This window comes from Bacteroides mediterraneensis (assembly GCF_016900355.1).
In the GTDB taxonomy this organism is placed as follows: Bacteria; Bacteroidota; Bacteroidia; order Bacteroidales; family Bacteroidaceae; genus Phocaeicola.
The window spans coordinates 106,776-122,409 of the sequence record NZ_JACJKA010000002.1; the positions used below are offsets into that span (position 1 = coordinate 106,776).

Here is a 15,634-nt window from a genome sequence, read left to right on the forward strand (position 1 = left end):
TCTGAAGATCATAATTTATATACATAACAGAAACTGTAAAATGAAAAGAATATCTTATTTTTTGTCGCTTCTCTTACTGGCATTGTTCTGTGGCTGTAAGGAGCAAGAACAACCTTATGTGGGTTACATTATTATTGAACGGGCCGTACTCGACGCAGCTGAAGGTTCTACTACTACAATCACGGCTGATACGGATATTCCTTCTGAAATGATTTTTACCATGGAAGACGGAGTGGATTGGTGCACGGTGTCTGCTTCCGGTAAGGAGATTACTGTGAAAGCTACTCAGGCCAATCCGGATCCTTCCAATTATCGTACTGCTACCGTTCAGGTGAGATGCGGTTATCGTACCACTTCTTTTACCGTGTTGCAGAAGTATGAAGGTCAGACTACATTACAATACGACTGGACCACATGGACAGCTACAGGCTCTGACGTAGAAACTGGTGACGGAGGTGGTTATCCTAGTCTGTTCACTGATGATCGTACTCAATTCTGGCACAGTGCTTATACCGGTGGAAATGCACCGCTTCCTCACACGTTGGTTATCGATATGCAGGAAGAGTTGGAATGTGTCAGCTTTGCTATCGGCCGTCGTGTAAATGGGGAAAATAATTATCCTTCGGTGAAAACTTTGCAATTGTGGGTCAGCACAGACAATGAGAATTTCACTCAGGTGGGTGGATTTACATTTGCTTTGCCATGGCAAGCCCCTGATGGCACTATCGTAGAGGGAAACAGTCCGTTGGTTCCGGCTGAAGAAGTCATCACATTGACTGAACCGGTAGTAGCCCGTTATGTCAAACTGGTTATCACAGAAACCAATAACGACACTGGCGTTTGTCAGGTATCTTACTTCAAGGCATACGGAAAGATTTAAGTGAAGAATCTCTCTCCATACAGAAAGGCCGTTCTCCGGGTGAGAGGATGGCCTTTCTTATGTGAATATGTGGAGAAAAGAAAATGAAAATCCCCCGCTTGTCATTTTTCTGAACAAGCGGGGGATTTCCCGAAGTAATGTGACACAGTGGATGTGTATTATTTCTCGATATCTACCAATTCTACTTCAAAAATCAGCGTAGAGAACGGTTTGATCTTACCAGCTTCCTGTGCACCGTATCCCAGTTCCTGCGGAATGTACAATTCCCATTTAGAACCTACCGGCATCATCTTCAGGGCTTCTGTCCATCCCGGAATCACACGGCTGACAGCCAATGTGATGGGTTCTTTAGAGCTGTCGAATTCAGTACCGTCAATCAGGGTACCTTTGTAGTTAACTTTTACGCGTGAAGTATCGGCTGGGATAGCACCTGTACCTTTGGTAATGATTTTATATTGCAAACCGCTGGCAGTAGTCTGAATACCTTCTTTGCCCTTGTTCTTGGCCAGGAAGTCTTCGTTCTGTTTTTTGTAGTCAGCATATTTGGCTTCCAAAGCTTTAGATTTGATCAGTTCAGCTTTTGAACGTACGTATACAGCAGCAGAATCTACTGAAACCAAGCCTTGTTTCTTTACGGCAGCGATAAATCCAGCCAGGAAGTTTTCCTTGCTCAAAGTCTGTGTAGAGTCCTGACCGAAAATCTGACGGTTGTTGTAGTCGAACATGTCACCGCTGATCTGCTGGCCAATCTGCATACCTGCCAGATAAGCTTTCTGTTTAGCATCGGTTTCCTTGCAGCCCTGTTCCAAACCTTTGATGAAGTCGGCTACATAAGCTGAATCTACGCCCAGACGACCTTGTACATATTCCATCAAACCCTGAGTGTTAGTTACACCCATCATATAAGACAAAGAATCTACGTCACTTTTCAAGTTGGCTTTCGGGCCTTGTGCTGTACATGATGCCAGGCTGGCTGCAGCGGCAAGCATCATAAAAAATGTACCTTTTTTCATTTGCTTCTTATTTATAATACTTCAATTAATTCTACTTCAAAAATCAGTGTGCTGTGAGGCGGAATCATTTCACCGGCTCCCTGTGCCCCATAGGCCAGTTCCGACGGGATGTAGAGTTTCCACTTGGCACCTTCCGACATCAGCTGAAGGGCTTCTACCCAACCTTTGATGACCTGATTTACACCGAATACAGCCGGTTCGCCACGCTTGATGGAGCTGTCGAACAGCGTTCCGTCAATCAGTGTACCTTCGTAGTGGCAACGTACGCGGTCGGTAGCTTTCGGCTTCTTGCCGTTGCCTTCCTTGATTACTTCGTACTGCAATCCGCTGGGCAAGGTCACTACTTTCGGGTTCTTCTTGTTTTCTTCCAGGAATGCTTTTCCTTTTGCTATGTTTTCTGCGTTGGTTTTCTCTTCCAGTTCCATGAAGAACTTGTTGACGATTTCACGTGCCTCTGTATGAGAAATAGCAGTCTGATTTCCTTCCAATACGTCTTTGATAGCCTGTGCAAAGTCATTTACATTGATAGAGCGAGCGCCCATGCTGAACAGGTTTTGGCCAATCCCCAGACCAATGGCGTAACTAAATTTATCCATAAATAAATCTTGTATTAAAATGTGAATTAACGGGGAGCAAAGGTATCTTTTTTCTGTGAATATGAGGAATTTTGATTGATAAATTTTCTTATTTTTGGCGAGTGAACGCGATAACGAATCATGTATCTAACATAAAGGAGGACAAGAATATGAAAAATCTGGTTGTATTGACAGGTGCGGGCATGAGTGCGGAGAGTGGTATCAGTACGTTCCGCGATGCAGGAGGACTGTGGGATCAGTATCCGGTGGAACAGGTGGCTACCCCTGAAGGATATGCGGCGAATCCGGAACTGGTCATCAATTTCTATAACGAACGACGCAAACAGTTGTTGGAGGTGAAACCGAACCGGGGACACGAACTGCTGGCGGAACTCGAAAAAGATTTCCATGTGACCATTATCACGCAGAATGTGGACAACCTGCACGAGCGTGCCGGAAGTCACGAGGTGATTCACCTGCACGGTGAACTGACCAAGGTGACATCCAGTTACCATCCCAACGACCCGCGCTATATCAAGGAACTCCGTCCGGAAGAGTATGAGGTGAAGATGGGCGACAAGGCGGCCGACGGTTCCCAGCTGCGTCCCTTCATTGTCTGGTTCGGCGAGGCGGTGCCGATGATTGAAACAGCCATCGAGTATGTGGAGAAGGCTGATATCTTTGTGATTATCGGGACTTCTCTGAACGTATATCCGGCAGCAGGCCTATTGAATTATGTGCGCGACGGGGTGCCGGTTTACCTGATTGACCCGAAAGAAGTGCGCATTGCCTCAGGGCGCCCGGTGCAGGTTATCCGCAAGGGAGCTTCCGAAGGAATGGAAGAATTAAAAAAAATGTTATTGAATGAAGCAGAGTAAACAAATTCTTTCTATATTTGTTATCATTTTAAACTAAGAACAAATACTAACGAATTAAGAATTGATTATGAAAAAGTACATTTGCACAGTATGTGATTGGGTTTACGATCCGGAAGTGGGTGACCCAGACGGAGGTATTGCACCGGGTACTGCTTTTGAAGATCTTCCAGAAGACTGGGTTTGCCCGGTTTGTGGAGTAGGAAAAGAAGATTTCCAGGTAGTAGAAGATTAATACACTTTTCTTGATAAGAGCGGCCTTCTAAAAAGTATGCCATATACTTTTTTGGAAGGCCGTTTTCTTTTTGTCCTATTCTGGCAAGGTAATACCCATCTTCCGCATCAGGAAGCAGGCGTTCATGTTCTGCGCCACACCTTCCCGCAGTTGGTAGGAGAAGGTCAGTTCATTGTTTTGGATGTCAGCTTCGAAACAATAATTCCGGATTTCGTCGGGGAACTGTTCGATGAGACTGCCCAGCAGGAGGTCGTGGGTGGCGATGATGCCGTTGGCCTTCAGTCGCATGAACTGGCGGATCAGTTCGAAAGAGCCTTTCTGCTTGTCAATGGAATTGGTACCTTTCAAAATCTCGTCCAGGATGATGAAGAGTTGTTGTCCTTGGTTCAGCAGGTCGATGATGCGTTTCAGCCGTTTCAGCTCGGCGAAGAAATACGATTCGTTGTCGGACAGCGAGTCGGACGTGCGGAGGCTGGTCATCAGCTGGTGCGGATAGAGGACCAGCTTTTCACAGCATACGGGTGCGCCGATGCAGGCCAGCAGGTAGTTGATTCCGATGGTACGCAGGTAAGTGCTCTTTCCGGCCATGTTGGCACCGGTAATGATCAGGAAGAACGGGCGCGACGGAAGGGTGGCGTCATTTTTCACACATTGGGCAGGTGGCATGAGCGGGTGCCCCATCCGGGTGGCCAGGAAGCAGAATGGTTTCTCGGCCAGTTCAGGATAAGTGTAGTCGGGATGATTGTAGGCAAAGGTGCCCAGTGAGCAGAGGGCATCCAGTTCCCCGATGGTTTCCAGCCAGCCGGTGATGTGCTGTCCGTAGCGGGCTTTCCAGCGTTCGATGCGGACAATTTCCTGCAACTGGAAGAAGATGCTGCCCTCTAACAGGACATATAAAAACTGGTTGTTGCGCAAGTCCAGTCGGTCGAGTTCGCGGGAGAGTTGTTGCAAGGCTTCGATGGGAGAAGTTCCGTCCATATCCAACCGGTTCATCAGTTGTTGCATGCCGGGCGCTTCCCATTGCTCTTTCTTTGCCAGTGCGATGAGCTGTGCATAACCGTTGAGGCTTTTCAGTTGCGTGCCATAGGTTTCCTGTACGTAAGTGGCTCGTTTGACAATACCGAAGCTGAGAATCAGGAAGAGTCCGAATGAGAGACCCAGCCAGGTGAAGGAAGTCCATCCCACGAGGGATGTCAGCAACAGGAGGCCGTTGAGGAGAGGAACTCCCCACGTAAAAGCCTTTACCCAAGTGCTGTGCAGGTATTGTGCTGGACTTTGACTCCAGGCACGCAGCTTTTCTCCGTCGGAGGCTGTACCTTGGTGTACGAGTCCGGTGATTCGGAATTGTTCCCGGAACAGCGGACGCCGGCTCATGTCTTGCACCATTTGCTGGCGGGTACGGATGGCAGAAGGTTCACAGAGGTGATGTTGCAGCCATTGGGCCAGGCAGTCTTTTCCGAAGGAGGTACAGGTGCGGTTCATCGCCTGAAACAGCGAACGCTTCCCGAACACATCGAGGTCAAAGGTATAAGGATGTTCCGGTTGGACGTAAGTCTGGCCGTCGTCAAAACAGCTGTAATCACCGGTGAGGGCTTGCAGTTCTTCTTGTTGGACACGTACTTGGGTTTCCAGCCATTTTTTCCGGTAGAAGAGCCGGCTGTGTACTTTCACAAGGATGAAAAACGGCAGAAAGGTGAGGCAGATACTGGCCGTCAGCAAGGCGTGCTGATGGAAGAAAAAGTAGATGCCGGCCAGTCCGGCCACGAATAGGATTACGCGTAAGGCACTGATGCGTGCGATTTGTTGTTTGACTTTGTGCAGCTGGCCTTCTGCCAGAGCCAGTCTTTCGGTGTAGTAGTTTTTGGGGTTCATACGTCTGTATTTGTGTAGATGGTGCAAAGGAACGAAAAAGTGTACATCGCTGGCTGAAAAATCTGTTAAAAGATTGAATCTGTTTGTGTTTCTCATGAATAAATCCCTTCTTTGCATAGAAATCAAGAAATGTTTCATCGAAAGTGTGCGCGGTAACGCGTTTTCTTTTTCACTCAATGCGTGTTCGCACACACTTTTGAAAAAAGCCTGTCTATGCAGAAGAACAAGAACATACGGCTGACGGATATTGCGCGTCTGGCCAATGTGTCGGTAGGTACAGTCGACCGAGTGATTCACAACCGGGGGAGAGTTTCGGAAGAGAATATCCGCCGGGTGAAGGAAATCATGGAGCAGGTGGGCTACAAGCCTAATCTGATTGCCCGCTCGCTGGCCGTCAAGAAGCCCTGTCATCTGGTAGCGTTGATTCCAAACTTCCGTGCAGGAGATTATTGGAGTGCCATGGATTATGGCATCCGCCGGGCGGAAGAAGAACTGGAAAGCTATGGGGTAAAGGTCACGGTACTGACTTTCGACCAGTATAGTGAAAGCAGCTTCGAGGAGGCGGCTTCCCGTTTGCTGAATCTGCCGGAAACGATAGACGGCGTGGTGGTCGGGACGTTGTTCAAGGAGGCCGTGATTCGGTTGTCGGCTTCACTGGATGAGCGTGACATACCTTATGTGTATGTCGATTCGGACATCGAGGAGGCGCATCGTTTGGCGTATTACGGTACCGATTCCGTGGCCGGTGGTGAGATTGGGGCTCGGATGTTGTTGGCTTCCATGGCTTTTCAGGGCGACATCCTGGTAGCACGGATTCAACACGGAAAAAGCGGGCTTTCCACGCAAGGAGAGAAGCGTTATTTAGGATTCCGCCGCTACCTGGACGGACAACGTGAAAACTTGCAGCTGGTGGAAGTAGAACTGTGGATGGGCGATAAGGCACACAACGAGCAGGTGCTGGACGAAGCATTCCGGAATCATCCGGGCATTCGCGGGGCGGTAACGTTCAATTCTTCCTGCTACATTTTAGGGGAATACCTGGAGAAGCAGGAAAGAAAAGACATCCGGCTGGTAGGCTATGACCTGATTGCGCCCAACGTGCGGTTGCTGAACGAAGGATATGTACAGGCGTTGATTGCTCAGCGTCCGGAATTGCAGGGTTACAACGCGGTGAAGGCTTTGAGCCGCTTGCAGCTGTTTAACGAACGTCCGCCTGTGGTGAACCTGCTGCCGATAGACATTTTGTTGAAAGAGAATTATCAATTTTATAATAAAGTATCCAATTTATTGCTAATCTAATTATTATGGCAAACGAATTATTTAACGTAGACGGCAAAGTTATCGTCATGACCGGGGGAGCCGGTGTGTTAGGAAAAGGTATTTCCAAATATTTGGCTGCACAAGGTGCAAAGATGGTCATTCTTGACCGTAGTGAAGAAGCAGGTAAAGCATTGGTCGCAGAAATCGTGGCACAGGGTCACGAAGCTACTTTCTGGTATACTGATGTGCTGCAGAAAGAAGTGCTGGAACAGAACAAGAAAGATATTCTGGAGAAATATGGCCGCATTGATGTATTGTTGAACGCTGCCGGTGGAAACATGGCAGGTGCTACCATTGCTCCGGACAAGACTTTCTTCGACCTGCAGATTGATGCGTTCAAGAAGGTGGTCGACCTGAACCTCTTCGGTACGGTATTGCCGACCATGGTTTTTGCCGATGTCATGGTAAAACAGAAAAAAGGAGCCATCGTGAACTTCTGTTCTGAATCTGCCCTCCGTCCGTTGACCCGTGTGGTAGGTTACGGAGCTGCCAAGGCTGCCATTGCCAACTTTACCAAATACATGGCCGGTGAACTGGCTATCAAGTTCGGCGACGGCTTGCGTGTGAACGCCATTGCTCCGGGCTTCTTCCTGACGGAACAGAACCGTACGTTGTTGACGAACCCGGACGGCTCACTGACTCCTCGCGCCGATAATATTTTGGCCCACACTCCGTTCGGACGTTTCGGTGTACCGGAAGATCTGTATGGTACCATCCACTACCTCATCAGCGATGCATCCAGCTTCGTAACCGGTACAGTAGCCGTTATCGACGGTGGCTTTGATGCATTCTCTATTTAATCGAGTACGAACTTTAAAAAAGAAACATTATGTATTTATGTGAACAAACTTGGCGCTGGTATGGTCCAAATGATCCGGTGTCTTTGTGGGACATCAAGCAGGCCGGTGCCACGGGTATTGTCAATGCCTTGCATCACATTCCGAACGGTGAAGTCTGGACGGTAGAGGAAATCATGAAACGCAAGAAGATGATCGAGGAAGTCGGCTTGAAGTGGAGTGTGGTAGAAAGTGTGCCAGTACACGAACATATCAAGACGCAGACGGGCGATTTCATGAAATATATCGAGAACTACAAGGAAAGCCTGCGCAACCTGGCCAAATGTGGCATTTACATTGTGACCTACAATTTCATGCCGGTACTCGACTGGACCCGTACGGATTTGGCTTATACGATGCCTGACGGTTCCAAGGCTTTGCGCTTTGAACGGGCAGCCTTCGTGGCTTTCGACCTCTTCATCCTGAAACGTCCGGGAGCTGAAAAGGATTATACCGAGGAAGAAAAAGCCAAGGCCAAAGCTCGCTACGAACAGATGGACGAAGAAGAAATCCACCGTCTGACCCGCAATATGATTGCCGGACTGCCGGGTTCGGAAGAGAGCTTCACGCTGGAACAGTTCCAGCATGAACTGGACCGTTATAAGGATATTGATGCAGAAAAGCTGCGTTCTAACCTGATTTTCTTCTTGAAACAGATTTGTCCGGTAGCCGATGAGGTAGGGGTGAAACTGGTGATCCATCCGGACGACCCGCCACAGACAATCTTGGGCTTGCCGCGTATCATGAGTACGGAAGAGGATTTCCGCAAGCTGGTGGAAGCTGTGCCGAACGAATCCAACGGCTTGTGCCTTTGCACCGGTTCGCTGGGTGTGAGTGCCAAGAACGACTTGGCCGGCATGATGGAACGCTGGGGCGACCGCATCAATTTCGTACACTTGCGCAGTACACAGCGTGACGCAGAAGGCAACTTCTTTGAGGCCAATCACCTGGAAGGCGATGTGGACATGTATCACGTGATGAAGAACTTCCTGCTCATGCAGCAGCGTCGTAAAGTCTCTATCCCGATGCGTCCGGACCACGGCCATCAGATGATTGACGACTTGAAGAAGAAAACCAATCCGGGCTACTCTTGCCTGGGCCGTCTGAGAGGACTGGCCGAACTGAGAGGACTGGAAATGGGTATCGCCAAATCAATGGAAGAACAGAACTGAGCATTCAGCTGATTGCTGATAGGGTATAAATGAAGAAAATGGTTCATGGAGGAGCAATCCTTTGTGGACCATTTTTTTGTGGTAATTGCTCATCGTTTGTCGGGAGATTCCAGAGTAAAATCGGTTATTCTCCTTTTGTTTTTTCGGAAACTAAGGGATATATTTTACGTTTCCCGGCGCAAAAACGTATGTTTCCTTTACGCGAAACGTACGTTTCCGCCATGAGAAACGTACGTTTTTCTTAAGGGATACGTAGAATATAGTGGGAGATTTCAGTGAATTTTCTGAGGCGTTTTCAGATTTGCCTGCCCGTGGGGGGACTTTGTGGAATATGGGCGGGAAGGGATAAAAAGAACGCCCCGACTTGGAGAAGCCGGGGCGTTACAGTCATTTAGTATATGTCTCTCGGATTATTCACAGGGAATGTAATTCTTCACCGGAGTCATGATGAAGGTAAATTCATAGTCTCCGTAAGGAAGCATGTATTTGTCTTGCGGCAGGGCACCCCAGCTGTTGACACATCCTAAGCCCATCTGTGCCTTGTCAATCAACAGGTTGGTCAGGTCGGCTTCTTCTACCTCGAAGGAGTGGCTCTGTTTCTTTTCCGTACCGTCGTCCAGTGAAGCAATGGTGTAGTGGAGGGCAGAAGCGGAGAACGGTGCTTCAGCCACGAACATCAGTCCGTTGCCGGCTACGTTCAGCTGTCTCCACCAGCGGATGTCGGTCTTCGTTCCGGTTTCCTGCGGACGGATGTACGGATAGAACTGGTCGCTTACGTTCTGGTTGTAGATGCCTAAGTCGGTGCAGTGGTTACGGTCTACATAGTTTTCTATCGGGCCGCGGCCGTAGTAGGAAATCTTTTCAAAGGATTTCGGCATCACCATCTGCATACCGAAGCGGAACATCGGCGATACTTTGGCGCTCTTGTCGGCTACCATCTTCTGGGTTACCTTCACAGCGCCCTGGTTGTTGATCTGGTAAGTGAGATACAGTTTGGCAGATACCTCTTTCAGGTCGTAGGTTGAAGTAACGACGGCCTGTCCGTTTTCTACCTTATACTGGAAGTCGGTCAGCTTGATGCCCGGGTTCTTCCATGCGGCATACTTGTTCTGCAGGCCGGCACCGAAGTCGTTGTCGGTCGGGGCACGCCAGAAGTTCGGTGTCAGGGCTTCACCTTCTTTGAGCATGCTTACTCCGTTCACATCGTATCTGTCCAGATAACCGTTGCGCTTGCTGAATTCCATATAGAATCCGTCGCCTTCCACAGCAATGTAATCCGGATAGTTCGGATTGATTTGCGGTTCAACTACCTGCTGATTAGTTTCTGCCACATTCTTCAAATCCATGGCCGGAGCCTTGTACGGATTGAGTACCAACTGGTCTTTGGCTACTACGGAACCTGCCGGGAGCAAACCTTCGCGGTTCTTCTGGATGTATTTCACGTTGAGCAGCCATTCACCGCACTGGCAAGTCTTGCCCAGGTCGAGCTTGAGGGTGGCCGTCTGCTGAGGAGCTACGTTCAAGTTATCTATGCGTCCGCTGCGGATTGCTTTTCCGTCTTTCAGTACTTCCCATTCCAGTGCGTAGGCCGACAGGTCGCGGAAGAAGTTTTCGTTGTACACCTTGATTTCACCTTTGGACAGGTCGCCTGCAGTGGTCCAGATGTTCTGGTAGAAGTACTGTACTTCGTAAGCGTGCGGGTTTGGTTTACGATCGGGGCTGATGAGGCCGTTGTCGCAGAAGTTCTTGTCTTCAGAATCATCCATGCGGTTGAAGTCGCCGGCATAGGCATAAATCATCTTGCCGTTCTTGCCGGTCCAGCGGATAGACTGGTCGACAAAGTCCCAGATGAATCCTCCCTGGAATTTCGGATATTTGCGGACCAGATCCCAGTATTCCTTGAAGCCACCTTCGGAGTTACCCATGGCGTGTGCATATTCACACTGAATCAGCGGTTTCTGGTATTTGTCGTCCTTGCTGTATTCTTCACACCACTTGTAGTCGGCATACATCGGGCAGTAGATATCCGTCTTTCCTTCCAGACGGGCCTGTTCGTATTGTACGGCACGGCTTGGGTCTTCTGCTTTGATCCAGTCGTAAGCAGCTTCGAAGTTCGGCCCATAGCCGGCTTCGTTACCTAGTGACCAGAAGATGATGCTCGGGTGGTTGAATCCACGCTGTACGTTGCGCTGGTTGCGCTCCATGTGGGCTTTCTTGTAAGTCGGCTCTTTTGCCAGTGTCTTGTCCCCGTAGCCCATTCCGTGAGATTCGACGTTGGCTTCGGCTACTACATAGATACCGTATTTGTCGCAGAGGTCGTACCAGAAGTTGTCGTCCGGATAGTGGCAGGTTCTTACAGCATTGATGTTGAGCTGCTTCATGATCTGGATGTCCTGAATCATGCGGGCCCGTGAAACCACGTATCCACCGTCGGGATCCATTTCGTGGCGGTCGGCTCCTTTGAAGAGTACCGGCTGGCCGTTGACCAGAATCTGTGCGTTCTTGAGCTCAATCTTGCGGAAACCGACTTTCACCGGTACCACTTCAGTGGTTTTGCTGCCGTCTTTCAGCGTAGCACGCAGGGTGTACAGGTAAGGAGTTTCTGCACTCCATTTCTGCGGATTGTTCACCTGCATCGTAGTCGATACCTTGCCGGAACCTTTCACTTCAGTAGAGGCCACGGTCTGGTTTTGGGCGTCCAGCAGTTCCAGACTGACATTACCGCTACCTTTCAGGTTCAGAGTGATGGCCAACGAGCCGTTCTTGTATTCGCTGTCCAGGTCGGGAGTGACGCGGATGTCATCGATGCGTTTCTGGTTGCGGGTATAGAGGTAGCAGTCGCGTGCCACACCGGTATAGCGGAAGAAGTCTTGGTCTTCCAGATAAGAACCGTCGCACCAGCGGAACACTTGGAAGGCAATCAGGTTTTTCTGGCCCGGTTTCAGATACGGAGTCAGGTTGAATTCCGCTTCCAGCTTGCTGTCTTCGCTGTAGCCTACGAACTTGCCGTTGACCCACAGGTACATGTTGGAGCTGACAGCCCCGAAGTGGGCGATGATGTCTTTGCCTTTCCAGTCAGCCGGTACCATAATTTCCCGGCGGTAGGAGCCTACATGGTTTTCGGCTGTCGGCACGTAGGGAGGATTGTTCTCAAAACGGCTGCGCCAGGGATAGCCGGTGTTGACATAAATCGGGTCACCGTATCCTTGAAGTTCCCATACGCCCGGTACCTGGAGGTTGTCCCAGCCCTTGTCATTGAAGCCGGTTTTCCAGAAGTCCGTGGGGCGGGCGTCGGCATTTCGTACCCAGAAGAATTTCCAGGTGCCGTTCAGGCTCATAAAGTTTTTGGAGTCTTCCTTGACTGCCTTGGCAGCCATTTCAGCATTTTCATACGCAAAGAAGTTTGCGTGCATGGGTGCCCGGTTGATGGCATTGACCTCCGGGTCCTGCCATTCTTTAAACGTCTGTGCGCTGGCCGAGAGCACACAAGCACCTAAGATTCCTAACACGATTTGTTTTTTCATGGATAATTATATTAGTGATAATGATTGCTTATTCCACCACCCAAGCCGGATTATGCGGAAGGGTGACTCTTGGGTTATAATGCATTTCGGTCTGGTCGGGGATACGGATGAGGTATTCCTTTCCGCTGTGGTTGGGAAGGGAAGTGCCCCGGAGCCAGGGGTTCATACTCTTCAGCAGGCTGAAGTTGATGCCCTGTCCCTTGGCAAAGCGGGCCAGGTCGTCAATGTCTTCGGTTACTTTAATGGTCCGATAAGGAATAGGGGGATACAAGTCGCTTGACCGTAGATAAAAGCCGAACTGTTTCGGGTTAGTCAGCAACATTTTGGCAGCCAGGATGCGGTAGACATAGCGCGAGGTTTCCTCCACCAGGTAAAGGTCGAGGGCATTGTCCACATATTGTCTGTCCTGCTGCTGGCTGATTCTTCCCTGCCCGGCATTGTAGGACGCGGCGACGGTTTCCCAGTTGCCGAACTTGCGGTAAGCCTGTTTCAGGTATTTGCAGGCGGCCACGGTCGATTTTTCCACGTCGTAACGTTCGTCCACATGGTGGTTCACTTCCAGGTCGAAGTCGCGGGCGGTGCCGCTCATGAACTGCCACAGTCCGGCGGCTCCGGCCCCTGAACGGGCCAGCGGATTGACGTTGCTTTCAATGACCATCAGGTATTTGAAATCGTCAGGAACTCCTTGTTCCTTCAGAATGGGTTCAATGATAGGAAAATAGCGGTTGGCTCGCTTGATGATTTGTAGCGAAGTGCTGTGCATGTAAGTGAAGGCCATCAGCTCCCGGTCCATGCGTTCGCGACGGTCGTAGCGCGTCAGGTCGATGTCGATGCCACAGAAGCTGATGCTTTTGGGGACTTCAATGCAACTGTAAGTAGGGGAAGGTTCGGTTTCCGGACCGGCGCAGGAAGCGGAAAATCCGGACAATAATAAACCGGTCAGAGAAAGTGCTGCCGTAAGGGGCAGGATATATACATATTTTGTCAATTTCATATTTAAGGACCTCTTCTAAAATGCTTGTTTTTCTTTGTAATAAAGCTTTGTCAATGTCTTGATGCCTAAAATTTTGCCCTAAAATACGAAATAAACAAAGGTGGTATGTTGTATTTTTAAATTATTTCACAAAATGATGCGGAACGGTTGGTTTAATCGTCCAAATGAAAGCTGTGCAGGATGGTTTCCGGCACTTTGTCGTTGGCCTGTTTAAAGATAATGGAGACGTAGAAGCCACAGCTTCCGTCTTTGGCCAGCAGGTAACAATAGATACATTTATCGTCTTCGCAATTCCCTTTGAGCTGCGCGCCGTAGAACTGTGGCAGCTCAAAAGGTTGCACTTCGCTCTGTGAGGTCACTTCATCGTCTGTGGCGATGGCTTTCAGTTCTTGTCCTAATTCTTCTTTTTTCATGCCTTCTCCCTCCAGCAGCTGGATGGTGAGGTAGTAGGTATCGTTTCCGGCCAAATAGCCTTCGGAAGAATCATCTTCTACGGTCAGGTCGGACGGAGCTTGGAAGGATACTCCATACGAATCCCATCGGGTGGTTTTCAACTGTTGTGCGACTGCCGGAACGGCTACGGTAAAAAATGTAATCAGGATAAAGAATAACTGTTTCATGCTTTTCGTTCTGCTACTACTTTTCGTGCGTAAACTTCTTCTTCCTTATTAACCAAAACGCATACGTGTCCTCCCATGTTGGCATAAGGAGAAGTAACCGCTGACAATGTTTCGTCTTTTAGCATGGCGTCCACGCCGGCTGATCTCAACAAGCCCTTTACCAATTCAGCTTCCCAGAGGTCTCCTCTGAAAACTTCAATCAATGAATCGTAATCTTTCGCTTCCATAGTCTTTTGTTTTAAGGGTTAATAATTAGAAGTTTGTTTCTCTCATATATTCTATGTCAAAGATAACAAACTTTCGGAAATAAACAGGCTTTCGGGCCTATATTTCTTTGGTCGGGCCGATTATTTCTTTCGGAATGTTTTGAATGTCTGCTTGAAGTTGTATTTTTGCGATAAACTGTAATTTGAAAGAGCTAAAAATGAATCTGACTGAAATATTTCAAGCTGTCCGGATTGCATCCCGTAAGTTGGCGATGCTGGATACGGAAAAGGTGAATCATATATTGTGTGCAGTGGCCGACAGGATAGAGACTCACACGGAGCGTCTGCTGGAGGCCAATCAGGAGGACTTGCAACGGATGGAGGTATCCAATCCGAAGTATGACCGTCTGAAACTGACCAGGGAGCGGTTGGACGACATTGTCGACAACATGCGTCAAGTGGCGGCTCTTCCTTCCCCGCTGGGGCGTGTCTTGGAGAGCTATACGGTACCGAGCGGGCTGCGGCTGAAAAAGGTGAGTGTGCCTTTTGGCGTAATCGGAATGATTTATGAAGCCCGTCCGAACGTCAGCTTCGATGTGTTTGCGTTGTGCCTGAAAAGTGGGAATGCGGCTATCCTGAAAGGAGGAAGTGACGCGGATGCTTCCAATCGGGCGATTGTGCAGTTGATTCAGGAGGTGCTGGAGGAGTGCAGGGTCGATCCGCACGTGGTGGAACTGCTTCCTTCGAGCCGGGAGGCGACGGCGGCCCTATTGCATGCCGAAGGATGGGTCGATTTGATCATCCCTCGCGGAAGCAGCAGCCTGATTCGGTATGTGCGTGAGGAGGCTACTGTGCCGGTCATAGAAACGGGAGCGGGAGTCTGTCATACGTATTTTGATTGGGCAGGCGATTTGGTCAAGGGAACGGCTATTGTCCACAATGCCAAGACGCGACGGGTGAGTGTCTGCAATGCCCTCGACTGTCTGCTTATTCACCGGGGGCGTTTGTCTGATTTGCCGGCTTTGTGTGCGCCGTTACAGGAAAGCCGGGTGATATTGTATGCCGACGAAGCGGCTTACGAGGCGCTGACGGGACAGTATCCGGTTGAACTTTTGCGGCCGGCCACTCCTGAAAGTTACGGGACGGAATTCTTGGACTACAAGATGGCCGTCAAGACGGTGGAGAATGTGACAGAAGCTGTATCGCATATTTATACATACGGCTCCGGACACAGCGAATGCATCGTAACGGAAGATGCGGAAGCGGCCAACTTCTTTACAAAGGCAGTGGATGCGGCCTGTGTGTATGTCAATGCACCGACTTCCTTTACCGATGGGGCTCAGTTTGGTTTGGGAGCCGAAATCGGAATCAGTACTCAGAAACTGCATGCCCGTGGTCCGATGGGGTTGCGGGAAATGACCACGTATAAATGGATAGTGGAAGGCGACGGGCAGATTCGAAAAAAATGAATAAAAAAGGAACAGTGTTGTATTTTTATGGTATATTTGCGGA

At 49.4% G+C, this 15,634-nt stretch carries 14 protein-coding genes; 7 read left to right on the top strand and 7 right to left on the bottom strand.

Annotation, left to right across the window (positions count from 1 at the left end):
• Positions 1 to 40 precede the first annotated feature (40 nt).
• Positions 41 to 880: a discoidin domain-containing protein gene (locus H6A28_RS02320; RefSeq protein ID WP_204478698.1), complete on the top strand. Its 840-nt coding sequence runs from the start codon at positions 41 to 43 to the stop codon at positions 878 to 880.
• Between the two features lie 158 nt (positions 881 to 1,038).
• Here H6A28_RS02320 and H6A28_RS02325 read toward each other — a convergent pair whose 3' ends face one another.
• The gene (locus tag H6A28_RS02325) at positions 1,039 to 1,893 is read right to left on the bottom strand and encodes an FKBP-type peptidyl-prolyl cis-trans isomerase (RefSeq protein ID WP_204474439.1); all 855 of its coding nucleotides are present in this window, start codon (positions 1,891 to 1,893) and stop codon (positions 1,039 to 1,041) included.
• A gap of 11 nt (positions 1,894 to 1,904) precedes the next feature.
• Positions 1,905 to 2,489 carry an FKBP-type peptidyl-prolyl cis-trans isomerase gene (locus H6A28_RS02330; RefSeq protein WP_204474437.1) on the bottom strand — a complete coding sequence of 195 codons (585 nt, stop codon included), beginning with the start codon at positions 2,487 to 2,489 and terminating at the stop codon, positions 1,905 to 1,907.
• A gap of 149 nt (positions 2,490 to 2,638) precedes the next feature.
• On the opposite strand from H6A28_RS02330, the gene H6A28_RS02335 reads away from it, so the two are divergent.
• Both H6A28_RS02335 and rd read left to right on the top strand, forming a co-directional pair.
• Positions 2,639 to 3,346, top strand: coding sequence for an SIR2 family NAD-dependent protein deacylase (locus H6A28_RS02335; protein WP_204474435.1), 708 nt, complete (start codon positions 2,639 to 2,641; stop codon positions 3,344 to 3,346).
• 67 nt (positions 3,347 to 3,413) lie between these two features.
• On the top strand, positions 3,414 to 3,578 hold the full coding sequence (gene rd, locus H6A28_RS02340) for a rubredoxin (protein ID WP_022353352.1): 165 nt from the start codon (positions 3,414 to 3,416) through the stop codon (positions 3,576 to 3,578).
• Between the two features lie 75 nt (positions 3,579 to 3,653).
• Here rd and H6A28_RS02345 read toward each other — a convergent pair whose 3' ends face one another.
• Positions 3,654 to 5,450, bottom strand: coding sequence for a MutS family DNA mismatch repair protein (locus tag H6A28_RS02345; protein WP_204478699.1), 1,797 nt, complete (start codon positions 5,448 to 5,450; stop codon positions 3,654 to 3,656).
• Between the two features lie 213 nt (positions 5,451 to 5,663).
• Here H6A28_RS02345 and H6A28_RS02350 point away from each other — a divergent pair, with 213 nt between their 5' ends.
• From H6A28_RS02350 to uxuA, 3 genes are read left to right on the top strand one after another with little or no spacing between them, the layout of a single operon-like run.
• Positions 5,664 to 6,749 carry a LacI family DNA-binding transcriptional regulator gene (locus H6A28_RS02350; RefSeq protein WP_204474431.1) on the top strand — a complete coding sequence of 362 codons (1,086 nt, stop codon included), beginning with the start codon at positions 5,664 to 5,666 and terminating at the stop codon, positions 6,747 to 6,749.
• Between the two features lie 5 nt (positions 6,750 to 6,754).
• Positions 6,755 to 7,570, top strand: a complete 816-nt coding sequence (locus H6A28_RS02355; protein ID WP_204474429.1) for an SDR family oxidoreductase — start codon at positions 6,755 to 6,757, stop codon at positions 7,568 to 7,570.
• Between the two features lie 29 nt (positions 7,571 to 7,599).
• Positions 7,600 to 8,778 carry a mannonate dehydratase gene (gene uxuA / locus H6A28_RS02360; protein ID WP_204474428.1) on the top strand — a complete coding sequence of 393 codons (1,179 nt, stop codon included), beginning with the start codon at positions 7,600 to 7,602 and terminating at the stop codon, positions 8,776 to 8,778.
• A 410-nt stretch (positions 8,779 to 9,188) separates the two neighbouring features.
• Here uxuA and H6A28_RS02365 read toward each other — a convergent pair whose 3' ends face one another.
• The 4 genes from H6A28_RS02365 to H6A28_RS02380 all read right to left on the bottom strand — a co-directional run bounded on the left by H6A28_RS02365 (position 9,189) and on the right by H6A28_RS02380 (position 14,143).
• A complete protein-coding gene (locus tag H6A28_RS02365; protein ID WP_204478700.1) occupies positions 9,189 to 12,302 on the bottom strand; it encodes a glycoside hydrolase family 2 TIM barrel-domain containing protein in 3,114 nt (1,037 codons plus the stop codon).
• Between the two features lie 28 nt (positions 12,303 to 12,330).
• Positions 12,331 to 13,296 carry a lytic transglycosylase domain-containing protein gene (locus tag H6A28_RS02370; protein WP_204474419.1) on the bottom strand — a complete coding sequence of 322 codons (966 nt, stop codon included), beginning with the start codon at positions 13,294 to 13,296 and terminating at the stop codon, positions 12,331 to 12,333.
• Between the two features lie 152 nt (positions 13,297 to 13,448).
• On the bottom strand, positions 13,449 to 13,916 hold the full coding sequence (locus H6A28_RS02375; RefSeq protein ID WP_204474417.1) for a hypothetical protein: 468 nt from the start codon (positions 13,914 to 13,916) through the stop codon (positions 13,449 to 13,451).
• The gene (locus H6A28_RS02380) at positions 13,913 to 14,143 is read right to left on the bottom strand and encodes a DUF2007-related protein (protein WP_022352806.1); all 231 of its coding nucleotides are present in this window, start codon (positions 14,141 to 14,143) and stop codon (positions 13,913 to 13,915) included. Before H6A28_RS02380 ends, H6A28_RS02375 begins: the two co-directional genes overlap by 4 nt.
• A 197-nt stretch (positions 14,144 to 14,340) precedes the next feature.
• Here H6A28_RS02380 and H6A28_RS02385 point away from each other — a divergent pair, with 197 nt between their 5' ends.
• Complete coding sequence (locus H6A28_RS02385; RefSeq protein ID WP_204478701.1) at positions 14,341 to 15,591, top strand: glutamate-5-semialdehyde dehydrogenase; 1,251 nt, start codon at positions 14,341 to 14,343, stop codon at positions 15,589 to 15,591.
• The last annotated feature ends 43 nt before the right edge of the window (positions 15,592 to 15,634 follow it).

What these genes read in the sequence shown, in the direction of transcription:
- H6A28_RS02320 (WP_204478698.1), top strand. Translation starts at nt 41, where the DNA reads ATGAAAAGAATATCTTATTTTTTGTCGCTTCTCTTACTGGCATTGTTC.
- H6A28_RS02325 (WP_204474439.1), bottom strand. Translation starts at nt 1,893, where the DNA reads ATGAAAAAAGGTACATTTTTTATGATGCTTGCCGCTGCAGCCAGCCTG.
- H6A28_RS02330 (WP_204474437.1), bottom strand. Translation starts at nt 2,489, where the DNA reads ATGGATAAATTTAGTTACGCCATTGGTCTGGGGATTGGCCAAAACCTG.
- H6A28_RS02335 (WP_204474435.1), top strand. Translation starts at nt 2,639, where the DNA reads ATGAAAAATCTGGTTGTATTGACAGGTGCGGGCATGAGTGCGGAGAGT.
- rd (WP_022353352.1), top strand. Translation starts at nt 3,414, where the DNA reads ATGAAAAAGTACATTTGCACAGTATGTGATTGGGTTTACGATCCGGAA.
- H6A28_RS02345 (WP_204478699.1), bottom strand. Translation starts at nt 5,450, where the DNA reads ATGAACCCCAAAAACTACTACACCGAAAGACTGGCTCTGGCAGAAGGC.
- H6A28_RS02350 (WP_204474431.1), top strand. Translation starts at nt 5,664, where the DNA reads ATGCAGAAGAACAAGAACATACGGCTGACGGATATTGCGCGTCTGGCC.
- H6A28_RS02355 (WP_204474429.1), top strand. Translation starts at nt 6,755, where the DNA reads ATGGCAAACGAATTATTTAACGTAGACGGCAAAGTTATCGTCATGACC.
- uxuA (WP_204474428.1), top strand. Translation starts at nt 7,600, where the DNA reads ATGTATTTATGTGAACAAACTTGGCGCTGGTATGGTCCAAATGATCCG.
- H6A28_RS02365 (WP_204478700.1), bottom strand. Translation starts at nt 12,302, where the DNA reads ATGAAAAAACAAATCGTGTTAGGAATCTTAGGTGCTTGTGTGCTCTCG.
- H6A28_RS02370 (WP_204474419.1), bottom strand. Translation starts at nt 13,296, where the DNA reads ATGAAATTGACAAAATATGTATATATCCTGCCCCTTACGGCAGCACTT.
- H6A28_RS02375 (WP_204474417.1), bottom strand. Translation starts at nt 13,916, where the DNA reads ATGAAACAGTTATTCTTTATCCTGATTACATTTTTTACCGTAGCCGTT.
- H6A28_RS02380 (WP_022352806.1), bottom strand. Translation starts at nt 14,143, where the DNA reads ATGGAAGCGAAAGATTACGATTCATTGATTGAAGTTTTCAGAGGAGAC.
- H6A28_RS02385 (WP_204478701.1), top strand. Translation starts at nt 14,341, where the DNA reads ATGAATCTGACTGAAATATTTCAAGCTGTCCGGATTGCATCCCGTAAG.